The sequence below is a fragment of the Vibrio intestinalis genome (assembly GCF_025195085.2).
GTDB lineage: Bacteria > Pseudomonadota > Gammaproteobacteria > Enterobacterales > Vibrionaceae > Vibrio > Vibrio intestinalis.
In genome coordinates this window covers 15,249-28,731 of sequence record NZ_JANAVY020000010.1, presented here as the reverse complement: position 1 = coordinate 28,731, position 13,483 = coordinate 15,249, and the positions used below count along the sequence as shown (strand labels likewise).

The following is a 13,483-nucleotide window of genomic DNA, read 5'->3' as shown; positions in this document are numbered from 1 at the left end:
TTAGTTAGGGCACCAGTCGTTACTGTCTGTACCTGAACATGTCACAGACCAAGTTAACCCAGAAGCTGATGATACTGAAGTTAGTAATACATTGGCATTACTAGGTAATGAACCTTTATTACCAGAAATTGCCGATGTAATGACGCTATTACTACCGCTCACTCCTGCTGTTACAGTAAAGCCAGAAAAACTTTGAGTAGCAGGAACACCGTTATTACCTGATGTGCAAGCGCCTGCGGATACTTCTGTTGAAGAACAGACCGCGACTGCGGTTTTCATGGCGGCTGTCGCATTAAGCATATCCGCAGCATGTGCACGAAGGGTGTAGTTTTGGTATGCCGGTACGGCAAAGATGGAAAGAATACCGATGATAGCCACTACGATCATCAACTCGATCAAGGTGAAACCTCGTTGACGTTTATTTACTTGATGTTTCATGTTGTTCTCCAACAGTTTTCATTTATGTTGGAGAACAGCATAGGGATTAAACGCTATGAAATGAACGTGATACTAAGCTAACTTCGAGTGGTGAAATAGAGTTTCCTTCCCGTATTTCATGTTGTTGCATTTAGACTTGAGTTACTTCGCTGAATTTAAGTGCTAGCTAATACTAGAAAAAGCCGCATTAAAGTTTAATGCGGCTTTGGTTGTCTAGTTTGTATTTTATAAAATAGCCTTGAGCCTATATAGCTCTTCTAGTGCTTGGCGAGGACTAAGATTATCAGGGTCAATATTGCTCAGTGCCTCTTCAACCTCACTTGGCTCTGGAATTAAACTCAGTTGATTAGCGATATCCACACCGCTAGCTTTTACTTCGCCTTCACCGTTATTACCTAGTTGCTCCAGTTGCTGCAGTTTGGTGCGAGCTTGTTTGATTACCGCTTTTGGTACGCCCGCTAGCCCTGCAACGGCAAGGCCATAGGATTTACTTGCTGCGCCTTCTTGAATAGCATGCATAAAGGCAATGCTGTCGCCATGCTCAACCGCATCGAGATGAACATTAGCTAAGTTTGGCAGTTGGTTGGGTAGCTCAGTTAACTCAAAGTAGTGAGTTGCAAATAGTGTCATTGAGCCTAGCTGTTTCGCTAACCATTCAGCACTTGCCCACGCGAGCGATAGACCGTCATAAGTACTAGTACCGCGGCCAATTTCATCCATCAGCACTAAACTACGTTCAGTCGCATTATGCAGAATGTTGGCGGTTTCTGTCATTTCTACCATAAAAGTTGAGCGGCCTGAGGCGAGATCATCCGATGCACCAATACGCGTAAAAATACGATCGATTGAGCCAATGTGCGCAGATTCCGCCGGTACATAAGAACCAATATGAGCCAGAAGGGCGATCAAAGCAGTTTGGCGCATATAGGTAGACTTACCGCCCATGTTCGGGCCGGTAATGATAAGCATCTTACGTTGCGCGTTCAAATCAATCGGGTTGGCGATAAAGGGCTCATCCATCACTTGCTCTACCACTGGATGGCGTCCCGCTTGAATAGTAATGCCGGGCTCTTGTGACAGACTTGGTCGACAGTAGTCTAAGCTATCAGCACGCTCTGCTAAGTTTTGCAAAACGTCGAGCTGAGAAACCGCCGAAGCAAGGTTTTGCATTTGCTCTAGGTAAGGCATCAACAAGTCAAACAGCTGATCCCACAGTTTTTTCTCCAGAGCCAGTGCTTTAGACTTAGAGTTCAGTACCTTGTCTTCATGCTCTTTAAGTTCAGGGATAATGTAGCGCTCAGCATTTTTCAATGTCTGACGACGAATGTAGTGAGCCGGAACAAGGTGGCTTTGGCCACGACTTACCTGGATGTAGAAGCCATGAACATTGTTGTAGCCAACTTTTAGAGTATCAATATCATGACGTTCTCGTTCATCACGCTCTAACTGCTCTAAGTACTCGGTTGCGCCATCAGCCAGTTTGCGCCATTCATCTAATTCGGCGTCGTAACCTTCAGCAATCACGCCGCCATCACGAATCACCACCGGTGGGTTTTCTTTGATGGCACGTTCCAATAGCTCTGATACATAATCAATTGGAGCCGCGTATTGAGTCAGTTTATTTAAATATGGGTGAGATAGCGACGTCAGCACATCGGCCAATTCAGGCAGTTGCTGCATAGCATTACGCAGGCGAGCAAGATCGCGAGGTCTGGCTGAACGTAACGCTAAGCGAGCTAGAATTCGCTCAATGTCGCCAATTTGTTTGAGTACTGGTTGTAGCTCAGTGAATAGCGCGAGATCTTTAATATTGCCAATAGCGTCTAAACGTTGATTGAGCGTATCCACGCAACGCATTGGTTGGTGTAGCCAACGTTTAAGCATACGGCTACCCATAGGCGTTGCGGTTTGGTCCAGAACCTCTGCCAACGTATTGTCATAGCCACCGGATAAATTTTGGGTAATTTCTAAGTTACGACGAGTGGCCGCATCTAAGATCACCGAATGATCTTGGCGATCGTAAGTAAGCGAGCGGATATGCGGCAAGGCAGTACGCTGAGTGTCTTTTACATATTGAATTAGACAGCCAGCAGCACATAGGCCAAGTTCAGCATGTTCTACCCCAAAGCCGACCAAATCACGGGTACCAAATTGTTGGTTTAATTGCTGCTTAGCTGTATCGAGCTCGAACTCCCAAATAGGACGGCGGCGGTTGCCGTTACGCGATGCCATCAAATGAACAGGTTCAAAATCTTCAGCAAACAGCAGTTCGCGAGGCGCTGTACGTTGCAGCTCTGCTGCCATTGCTTCTTCCGTTTCAGGCTCACAGAGTTGGAAGCGACCTGAAGTAATATCGAGCGTGGCATAGCCGAACTTACCGCCTTGGTAATAAATTGCTGCAATGAGGTTATCGACACGTTCTGAAAGCAGCGCCTCATCGGTTACGGTACCAGGTGTAACAATACGTACCACTTTACGCTCTACCGGGCCTTTACTGGTCGCTGGATCACCAATTTGCTCACAAATCGCAACTGATTCACCTAACTGTACAAGCTTGGCTAAATAGCCTTCCACTGCATGGAAGGGCACGCCAGCCATAGGGATGGGCTCACCTGCTGATGAACCTCGCTTAGTTAGGGAAATATCCAGAAGTTGCGAAGCTCGTTTCGCATCGTCATAGAAGAGCTCATAAAAATCCCCCATTCGATAGAACAACAAAATTTCAGGATTCTCAGCCTTCAATTTTAGGTATTGCTGCATCATTGGAGTGTGTTTTTGTTCGGCTTTCACGGCTAACTTCTTTACGTTGGTGACAATTGCGGCTTAGGATACGTGAATCAGTTACAGGCGAAAAGAACCAATCAGGATTTTGAATATGGAATCACAACATTTATTGAGTGTTGAGTTAGGTCAACTGCTGCAACAAAACCAACAAATATTTGCGACTGCTGAATCTTGTACAGGTGGTGGTGTTGCGACAGCGATTACCGATATCGCGGGCAGTTCAGCGTGGTTTGATCGTGCCTTTGTAACCTACAGCAACGAAGCCAAGATGGAAATGCTCGGTGTACAAGCATCAACATTAGAATTAAACGGTGCAGTGAGTGAGCCCGTTGTGATTGAAATGGTTCGCGGCGCTCTACAGCATTCGAAGGCAACCATCGCAGCATCGATCAGCGGTATTGCAGGCCCGGGGGGCGGTAGCGTTGAAAAGCCTGTGGGAACTGTTTGTTTTGGCTTTGCAGATCAAAGCGGTTGGCAGTATGTGACCACCGAACACTTTAGTGGTGATAGGGCGTCAGTGCGCAAGCAAGCCATTGTGTTTGTTTTAACCACAATTCATCAATATTTGAGCCAAAGATCATAGTTTGATGGTTCGAAATTTAAAAATGTACTGATATCCGTATTTTATCGAGCAATCTTAAAAAAAATTCATACAGGTGTGGACACTGTATGAATCAACAGTATAATGGCAATCATTAAATGTTCAGTAGTAACTGAGCAGATTGAAACCGATTTTCTACTCACCTGATGAGATGGGTACCTTGGAGAAAGTAATGGACGAGAATAAACAGAAAGCGCTCGCGGCTGCGTTAGGTCAGATTGAAAAACAATTTGGTAAAGGTTCAATTATGCGCCTTGGTGATAACCGCACCATGGACGTTGAAACTATTTCTACTGGTTCACTTTCTCTTGATATCGCATTGGGTGCTGGTGGTTTACCAATGGGTCGTATCGTAGAAATCTACTAAAGACAAACTGGTTTTGGTTCATATCGATTAAATCACTCATTATATGTTAATCTAGGTGTGCTAGATGAAAATAAACTGGTTCATGTTGTCATTAGATGCCCGACTTGAAAAGAGCCAGATCAATTAATAAAGCTTCAAGTGAATTATTATTCACTAAAACGAATAAAAGTTAAGGAAACAATATGGCAACAACAGATGAGAACAAGCAAAAAGCACTAGCGGCAGCACTAGGTCAGATTGAAAAACAGTTCGGTAAAGGCTCTATCATGCGCCTTGGCGAGAATAAAGCGATGGACGTCGAAGTAATTTCTACAGGCTCACTTGCACTGGATATTGCACTTGGTGCTGGGGGGCTTCCGGTAGGGAGAATCGCGGAGATTTTTGGGCCTGAATCCTCAGGGAAGACCACACTTACCCTTGAATTGATTGCTGCTGCTCAGCGTCAAGGAAAGACTTGTGCCTTCATTGATGCAGAGCACGCACTAGACCCTATCTACGCTCGTAAGCTAGGTGTAGACATTGATCAGCTTCTAGTTTCCCAGCCTGATACTGGTGAGCAGGCACTAGAAATTGCTGATGCTCTAGCTCGCTCTGGTGCAGTTGACGTGATGGTAATCGACTCCGTTGCCGCACTTACTCCTAAGGCGGAGATTGAAGGCGAGATGGGTGACTCTCACATGGGTCTGCAAGCCCGTATGCTTTCTCAGGCAATGCGTAAGCTGACTGGTAACCTAAAACAGTCTAACTGTATGTGTATATTTATTAACCAAATTCGCATGAAAATCGGGGTTATGTTCGGAAACCCAGAAACGACCACTGGTGGTAACGCACTTAAGTTCTACGCCTCAGTTCGCCTAGATATTCGTCGTACGGGTGCAGTTAAAGAAGGTGATGAGGTTATTGGTAACGAGACTCGTATCAAGGTTGTGAAGAACAAGATTGCTGCTCCCTTTAAGCAAGCAGAGACTCAAATCTTATATGGTAAAGGCTTCAACCGCTACGGTGAGCTTATTGACCTAGGCGTGAAGAACAAGCTGGTTGAAAAAGCAGGTGCATGGTACAGCTACCAAGGCGACAAGATAGGCCAAGGTAAAGCAAATGCCTGTAAGTACATTGAAGAAAACAGCCACATTGCTGAAGAGCTTGACAAAAAACTGCGTGAATTGCTGCTAACTCCAGCTAACCCTGATGAAGTAAGCGCGGACACAGCAAAAGAAGCTGAACAAGATGATGCATTCTAATCATCTATAAAACCCTCACACTAGGGGAACTCTCCCCTAGTGTAATTTCCAAGACCATACACAAACAAGGATTTCTTGGTGGCAGTATTTATTGAACGTGATAGGAACTTTTGTGGCTTAAAAGAATTAAGGCCATTAGGTCTAGAGTTCTTAAACAGGTTTCAATACATATATGACAAATATGTCACTAAAAAGGCGAAGACCGATATTTCAGGCGATGGTTCGTTTTATCACAGAATTAAGAGCCTACTATCGTATATCGCTACTTCTGACACACCATCATCCAACCGCCTGTTATTCGTTATTAACGAAAAAGGTTACAAAAAAGCTGAGTATCTTGATTGGCAATATGTCCTTGATGACTATCGTGATTTTGTCATCGAGGAAAAAGGCAAAGGCACTACATCAAAGAATGACATTAATTATGTCTCAATGTTTCTCGGATATGCAGCAGACTTGGGCTTGTGGCCTCAAAGTCTAATTATTACAGCATTTAAACTACCGCCAAAGCTGACCCCCTCAATGCTGACTCACAACAGAGCTATCCCTCAAGGAATAGTTAATGAGATCAACAATGCAATAAAAGCAATGGACTTGGACGGTGAAAATCATCAAGTGGTTTCGATGGTCTCATGTGTCATTAAGGCAACCAGCCAAGAAATCAAAACAAAAGAGGCGCTGGTACACGCGGCAACACAATACCTTAATGACAACCTGAAACTATTAAGAGTTAAAGCTGAGAAAGAGCTACTTGTAATTATCGAGACGCATAAGCGTGCGATTAAAAGTGCTAATGAAGCACACAATATTGAAGCTGCAAATAATATCTTTAATCTGCTAACCCGTAGGGATGAGTTATTAGATATAGGATATGACCTCCATCAGAAAGAAGTAAAGAAAATAAAGAGGGACATCTGTTCATACGGAGCGGAAGGGGTGTCTGCTTTCATTTACCATCATGTAGGTGGCATTGCTCCGCGAACAGCAAAAGAGGAACACGAACCTCAGCTTTATCATAACCCAGAGCTTTATAACTACCTTACTAACACTATCTGCCCGAACTTAAACATAGATCTGCTTGAAGATATAAATGATCAGTTTAACCTGAATTCAAGGGCTGTAGCACTGGCGCAGGTTATTTTATACATCGACACATGTAAAAATGAATCAAGCATTCGGTTTCTTAAAGATGACTGCTTGGTCGAGAACTCGGGTGCCTATCACCTCAATGATCACAAAGCTCGTGCTGACGAAAGCAAACGTAAAATTACCAGTATATCTCCTGACCCAAATATAGATCGTATTGATGTATTGAGCTTCACTGGCAAAGATACGCTAAAACTCTCCGTCCCAGATGTTATTTCATACCTACAGTCAGCAACAAAGAACTACAGGGCTGTAGCCAAAGAGCATTACAAGGATCGCCTTTACCTGTGCCTCCACAAGAACAATAACACGTCTAACAATGGGTACTTTCCCGCACCACCTAGCGGTGGCGGAGGTACTTCGATATTTACCAAGGTAGTGGCTGATTTAACGGATGGTGCGATCATGATTTCACCATATTTAATTCGAAAAAGCTCCTTGAAGCTCACAGGCCTGCTTACAAAAGATCCGTTAAAGGTCAAGGAGCAAGCCGCCCACACGAGTCTGTCATCAACAAAGGCATACCTTGATCAACTTGGGTTGAGCTTCAGCCACGAACTCGATATTCGCGACTTCCAAAACGCACTAGAAGCTCTCGTAACAATGGATATTGAGGGTTTTGTCGAATTTGTGGGGATAAATCCTGACGATTATATAACGAGCACTGCAAAGGCAGAAATGATTTTGAAATCTCACTTTGGTGGCGTTATTTGTGAAGATCCCACATCTAGCCCTTATGCAGAGAAAGGTGAAACTTGCGGTAGTGTTGAGTTTTGCCCGACTTGCCCCAAAAGACGCCCTGTACTGCTTGCAACAGAGAACTCAATCCTAAACACCATGCTATGGAATGAAGCTCTTAGAAAAGCGTTTGATGAGCTACCAGAAGATGAAGTTCTCAAATGGAAACTGTGGCGTGCATTCAATCAATACAGCCTTGATGAATTAGAGGGTAATCGAGAAATAAGGCCGATGTTCAATGCAGCAAAAAGAACACTGGCGAAACATCAGGATAACAACCCATATATCAAGGTACTTAACTTATGAGCGCACTAGCCTTAGCGGTAAAGCAATTACAACCGCAAATAGATATATCTGATATAGGTCACCCAGTTTGTAGCAAGCTGAAATCTGACTTCAGAGAGAATACTTGGACTCTTGAACTGGATGGCAAGGAGTTTGACCTTTCTTTTGACGTCATTTTAGACACCAACGTCTACCTCATTGAGGATGAAGACCTTCTCAACTCAGTGAAATGGCTCGTACTGCTATCAATCAATGAAAATAAAGCCACAAAGTCAGCGCTCTCAACTCAAAAGACAATCGAGAAATACTTTGGAAAGGTTCTCTATTTTATTAGAGCAATGAGGTTGCAGGGAATCTCGAACCCGAAGAATGCAACCCAACGTATGGTTGATGATTTTACAGAAGGGTTTAAGCATACGGTTGGTCATAACCTTGATTTCCTTGGCCGCTATATGAAGTTGGCTGAAAGTACTGATTTTCGGAAATACGCGTACATTAGAGAAACAGATAGTACCAGTCCATGGGTAGAGTTTAGTTTATCAGAAATGCTTGCAGGTGCAGGTATTCCAGTGAACATTTGGCGTAGATACAGTGAGTTATCTCAAATTTCTGAAAGCTTAATCAGCAAGTATGAAACCCGTGGTCGAAGCAGTAATGGAGGGGAGAAGCAATCGTCTCTACACGCGATTAACACAGAAGGTACAGTGCAGAAGGAAATATCTGCACTGAACAGAACCTTACGTCTCGCTAAAAGGTTTCCTGACCTTGTCACGTGCTTCCCAAATGATGTGGCGGTTATATCTAATGCAAGAGGTAGGATTCTCAAAGCAGAAGCCGCAAAATCAGGTAAAACCGCAGATGTGCCATTTCATGTAATGAAAAACACAATAGAGCGTTCTATTGAGTTTGTGATGCACTACGGCAAGTTGCTGATCGAAAAGCGAGATGAGGCAGTTCAGCAATTCGAAGACCTCTGCGCTTCTAAACCCAGCCAGAATCGTTCTGATTTAGCAAAAGAATTCTTTCGAAAAAACCCCATCATCTTGAATGGTTTTGAGCATACAAAAACGATCAAGGTAACTAATTTCCAACGGACTGTGTACAAAAAAGCGGATGAAGCAAAGAAAGCCTTGATGGAGAAAGCTGCAAAGCTACATGATGATGGTGAGTCTATGGCTAACATAGCCACAGAATTTAAAACAACTACGGGCACTATTAGTCGATGGATCAGGGATCATAACGACCCATTTGGAAATGACTCTAGAAATCATGGTTTCACCACCATTTGCTATCACTTGATGGTTGCTATCGAGATGATCCTTTGCTTCTTCACAGCCCGTCGAAGTGCTGAGGTCACATCCTTAAAAGCAGGTTGCATGAGCACAACTGAATCAGGTCACTGGATACAAATGTACGTAGCCAAAACCTACAGAGTTAATGATAACTTCACAGCTACTAATCTAATAAAAGTTTGTATAGAAATACTCGAGGAGTTAACCCTACCCTCTAGGCTTCAAAACGATGATGAAAGTCTATTCCAAATGCAGAGATTCATTGGTAAGGACGAGAAGCCGTTTAAATACGAGTTTAAAGATCAGAAATCTCAATACCTAGAGTTCATTGGAATCTCTGACGAATATAATTGGAATTTTTCTGAACACCAATTCCGAAGGTTCTTCTCTGTCGTTTTTGTAAATCACTTTGGTGGCAGTATGAATGCATTGAAATACCACTTACGACACACAGACGTGGCAATGACGTTCGAATACATCAAAAGAGAGTCGGGGGCTGATACAGCCAGTGCAGACCGACGTGCAGCAATGGTTGAGGTAACTGCTGAACAACACAGAAAAAATGGCAGGTTTGATAGGTCAACATCGATTGGTAAAGAGTTCGACGATTGCGCCCAAGCTATCACCTCGATGCACCCCAAAAGAGTCGAAAAATCTTATGCCCGAGTCATTGAAGATAACGATATTGTTTTTGAAATGACCGAAGATGGCTTGTGTGTTGGGAACACAAAAAAGTATAGGGATGCATCCAAGTGCATCAAAGGAGATGAATTAGCCCACACGTTTAAGGCTTGCTCTGAGTTCTGTGACGGGTGCCCAAACCTACTTCGCTTAGATAATTGGAAGTTTAGGAATGTAGATGACCAATGTCTATTGAACCCCGAGTCTTCACCTATTTTTCAAGCAGCAGTTGCTCAAAGGTAACAACTATGTCAAATACTCAAGCAGCCACTGATGGCAACATCTCAAAGGTTCAAGGTAAAATCGATTCAAAATTGAAAGCAATTGACTTGCTAATTAAGGATGCTGATGCCCTGAAAAAAGAAGGTATCAAGAAGGTAAGTCTTAACTGGTTTATCTCTTGGACATCTGATTCTTTTGCAAATATCAAAACGATCAGTAAAGCATCAAAGACCTATGAAGAAAATAAGTCAAATATTATCAAGAAATTAGAGAGGCTGGACGCTGCGGTTAAACTTCTGGACTCTAGTGACAGTAATAGTGATGAACCAGATTACGAGGCTCTATACCGAGAGTATAAGTTTAGGAACGAGGCATTAACTTACGACCTTGGTGAAGAGGTGAAAGTTCAGCAGTTCTTAAAGGACGAACTACAACGAAAAAATGCTGTAATCAGAGACAAGAATGAGGCTCTTGATAAGGCGAATAAACAGATCGCTGAATTAAAGAAGAAGCTAGAATCCCCCCGCCCAACAATAACGGTTGTTAAATAGATGGCTAAGTATAAGTTTTATATTCAGCAGTCATCTGAAGGCTTTTATTCCGATGACGAAAGTCGATTTTTCCTGATTGGCTATCCTAATGGTCACGTGTTTTGGGCTGCCACTAAATACTTGGTTTACCGAAAAGAGAAGAAAAAGAATGCTGAAAGCACCCGGAGTGGGGCTGCGTATACTCTTACTTGTTTCTTTAATTACCTAACGAGAATTGGTGTGGTAGGCAAAACCAACCCTAATTCTTACTTCGACAGGAAAGTGTTTGATGTCGTTAGTGGTGATTTAGATGATTACCACGAATATCTCGTCAGTAGAGAGGGTAACGCTATCCAAACGGCTAACCAATATCTTGCTGTAATTGTGGATTTCTATTGGTGGCTTCAGAAAAACTGGGATACCGGACATAAGTACTTATGCGGATGGGCTGACAATGAAAAGGGAATCCCACCTCACAGAATTGAAGTTGGTAGTGGCGACCCAGAAGACCCTGATTCTTTCAAGAACCCATATGTAAAGAAAACAGCTAAGCGTACAGAAGCATTATATGTTCCTACTAGTATTCAAATGTCTAGGCTTGCAGATATTATTCAAGAGCAAGCCTATATTCACGCACCAAAGCATCCTGTTGATTTGGGGTATGAATATAGCATTAGGAACCTTCTAATCTTTGACTGGTTTACACAGGCTGGCCTCCGGTTAAATGAAGTAAGGCACCTTCAGTGTTCAACAATCAAGTATGCACTAGAAAGAGCGGAAGCTGAGGTGAATGCTTTTGAACAGGAGTATGCTGACCTGATGGGGGATGAATATGAGCAGGTCAAAGTTAGCCGAACAATAAGTGTTACTCTTGATGACGGCACAAAGTATAAGAAAATCAGAACTGTAGAAGTTCAACCAGATCTAATTGAGCGAACCTTGAACTACATTGAATTCGAGCGAGATGAAATTCTCAAAGCTGGGCACTGCAAGGACTCAGGGCAAGTGTTTATCGTCTCTGCAAACAAAAAGAAAGGGTCAGATGCAATTATGTCTGATCAAAGCATTGCAGACATAATAACGTTTGATTTCACGGGTCAGAATCGTTCAAAGATAGATATCCGCAAGCAAGGTGGCCGAGATGCCATCACTCCACACACTCTTAGACGATACGCAATTACAAATTATGCGGTCATCTTGATTAAAGCTGACAAAATTATCAACAAGAGAGATACTGCTAGGGTCTCAGACACAGACCTAGATTTGCTAATGAAAAACCTAAGAGCCTTTGCTGGTCATGAATCTGAAGATACAACGTTGCGATACTACCTCGACATTGCGCAGGTGATCGCAATTAGAGATCAAGAATCACACAGGGCTGAACTGGAAACTCAACGCCAGTTACTTGCGCACTTAGAGAAAGTCATGAGCCAATAAGGGATTTGCAATGGCTAAAACAAAAAACTAACACCAAAACAGCAAGAGCAACTCGATAAGGTCATGGACTACGTTGGCTCCCTAGGGTACGACTTTAACAATGCTCAGGAAATGGAAGAAGCATTCATTTCCAAGGAAATCAAGAAAAGTGGATCTTTGACCTAGCTCCCATGATTGAACCTGCGCACGCCATGACTGTACATAAGGCTCAAGGTTCTCACTTCCCGCGAGTAATTATCCCAGTTGGCGAAGGGTTTAACTACGACAGAGTTTGGCTGTATACCGCCCTAACACGCGCCGTAGCTCAAATTGAAATCGTAGGTAGCCCGAAAGATCTAAAAAACTGCATTGCACTGGAAGGTAAGGCAGAAAAACGAACCACCTGCCTGTCAAATTACCTCACGCATATCAACCAGTAATAAATGGTATAGCTTGGCACAAAAGTATTGTACCAAGCTATACCGCCTCTAGATGTAAAACAAACATAGAAATTATTTACGTAGATTTATTTACGGGTTAGTTTACATCCGTCACAGTTTGAGAATGCGATTCTATGCAATCATATGCGACGTAAATAAAACGAACGTTTGATTAACCTTAAAAGGACTTCTAATGATCCATAATGTAGTTACAAAGCATGTTGGCACTCAAGCCGCTATTTTCCTGACTAATGAGCACTTTCATCTATTTATCAATGATGAAGGATATGAATACTATGTGGACTTAATGCAAAATGAGCATAAGTTCCTCGTTCGTGATTTCGAAGGGTTACCTGTAGCTGCATGGTATTGTGCAGAAGAAAATATCGCAGTTGATCTTGAGGTTATTAAGTTCTTGAGTAGTTCAGACTTTATCTGGTCAAAGACTGAAGCTGGCGGTAGTGACTACATCTTGAATGTTAACATGCCCGAAACCTGCAAAGAGTTAACGAAAGAATCTCTGGCGACTGGAGAGTAAATATTTAAAGATATAAGCTGCTCACGATGGGCAGCTTATTTAGAGGGAATTATGCTAATTGGCTATGCACGAGTTAGTACACTAGAACAAAACCCTGAAGGGCAAGAGGCAGCTCTTTTGAATTATGGCTGTGAGCGCATTTATGTGGAGTCAGCAAGTGGTAAAGATTCGAAAAGTAGGCCAGAACTACAAAGGATGCTGGATACACTGAGAGCAGATGATATTGTCGTTGTTCAACGCTTAGATCGTCTAGGAAGAAGCCTGAAAGACCTAATCGAATTACTAGAAGGTTTTAAAGAGTCCGGTGTGAGATTTGTGTCTATCCATGATGGTATCGATACAACAACAGCTACAGGTGAACTTATATTCCATGTCATCGGTGCTATTGCGCAATTCGAAAGAAGATTGATCTCAGACCGAACAAAAACCGGATTAGCTGCTGCTAGGGCGAGAGGCAGAAAAGGTGGTCGTAAGCCATCAATGTCCGAATCTGACATCCGTAAGGCTAACGCGATGCTGCTAGACCCTATGGTAACAAAGTCTGAGGTGGCTAAGCACTTTTGCGTAAGTCGTCCAACCTTAAACAAAGCCCTAGCGTCCCTAGAGAAATGAAAACTTAACATGATTGCAGATCAGTTTTTAGTTGTACGAGGATATTACAGGTGGCTCTAAATCGGTTTGCCCCCAAAATGAGTTGGATCTGGGTTAATACTGTTCTCAAGAACCGAAAGTGACCAAATTAATCCAAGAGTGCGAAATGTAAA

The 13,483-nt window shown here is 43.0% G+C and carries 11 protein-coding genes and 1 pseudogene; 10 read left to right on the top strand and 2 right to left on the bottom strand.

Annotation, left to right across the window (positions count from 1 at the left end):
* Together MU515_RS13385 and mutS are read right to left on the bottom strand one after the other, a co-directional pair.
* Entirely contained in the window at nt 1-438 is a 438-nt protein-coding gene (locus MU515_RS13385) for a pilin (protein ID WP_260260927.1), read from the bottom strand.
* A 225-nt stretch (nt 439-663) separates the two neighbouring features.
* Nucleotides 664-3,228, bottom strand: a complete 2,565-nt coding sequence (gene mutS, locus MU515_RS13380; protein WP_260260926.1) for a DNA mismatch repair protein MutS — start codon at nt 3,226-3,228, stop codon at nt 664-666.
* Nucleotides 3,229-3,313: 85 nt separating this feature from the next.
* On the opposite strand from mutS, the gene pncC reads away from it, so the two are divergent.
* The 10 genes and pseudogenes from pncC to MU515_RS13330 all read left to right on the top strand — a co-directional run bounded on the left by pncC (nt 3,314) and on the right by MU515_RS13330 (nt 13,331).
* The gene (gene pncC / locus MU515_RS13375) at nt 3,314-3,805 is read left to right on the top strand and encodes a nicotinamide-nucleotide amidase (RefSeq protein ID WP_260260925.1); all 492 of its coding nucleotides are present in this window, start codon (nt 3,314-3,316) and stop codon (nt 3,803-3,805) included.
* A gap of 178 nt (nt 3,806-3,983) precedes the next feature.
* Nucleotides 3,984-4,187, top strand: a pseudogene (recA, locus tag MU515_RS13370) (recombinase RecA); the annotation flags it as partial.
* Between the two features lie 185 nt (nt 4,188-4,372).
* On the top strand, nt 4,373-5,431 hold the full coding sequence (gene recA / locus MU515_RS13365; RefSeq protein WP_102590832.1) for a recombinase RecA: 1,059 nt from the start codon (nt 4,373-4,375) through the stop codon (nt 5,429-5,431).
* Nucleotides 5,432-5,509: 78 nt separating this feature from the next.
* Nucleotides 5,510-7,621: a hypothetical protein gene (locus MU515_RS13360; RefSeq protein WP_102590831.1), complete on the top strand. Its 2,112-nt coding sequence runs from the start codon at nt 5,510-5,512 to the stop codon at nt 7,619-7,621.
* Entirely contained in the window at nt 7,618-9,816 is a 2,199-nt protein-coding gene (locus MU515_RS13355) for a hypothetical protein (protein WP_260260924.1), read from the top strand. Before MU515_RS13360 ends, MU515_RS13355 begins: the two co-directional genes overlap by 4 nt.
* Nucleotides 9,817-9,821: 5 nt before the next feature.
* Nucleotides 9,822-10,346: a hypothetical protein gene (locus MU515_RS13350; protein ID WP_260260923.1), complete on the top strand. Its 525-nt coding sequence runs from the start codon at nt 9,822-9,824 to the stop codon at nt 10,344-10,346.
* Entirely contained in the window at nt 10,347-11,762 is a 1,416-nt protein-coding gene (locus MU515_RS13345; RefSeq protein ID WP_102590828.1) for a site-specific integrase, read from the top strand.
* 170 nt (nt 11,763-11,932) lie between these two features.
* On the top strand, nt 11,933-12,181 hold the full coding sequence (locus MU515_RS13340; protein WP_102590827.1) for an ATP-binding domain-containing protein: 249 nt from the start codon (nt 11,933-11,935) through the stop codon (nt 12,179-12,181).
* A 193-nt stretch (nt 12,182-12,374) separates the two neighbouring features.
* Nucleotides 12,375-12,719 carry a hypothetical protein gene (locus MU515_RS13335; RefSeq protein WP_260260922.1) on the top strand — a complete coding sequence of 115 codons (345 nt, stop codon included), beginning with the start codon at nt 12,375-12,377 and terminating at the stop codon, nt 12,717-12,719.
* 51 nt (nt 12,720-12,770) lie between these two features.
* Nucleotides 12,771-13,331, top strand: coding sequence for a recombinase family protein (locus MU515_RS13330; RefSeq protein ID WP_260260921.1), 561 nt, complete (start codon nt 12,771-12,773; stop codon nt 13,329-13,331).
* Nucleotides 13,332-13,483: the final 152 nt, after the last annotated feature.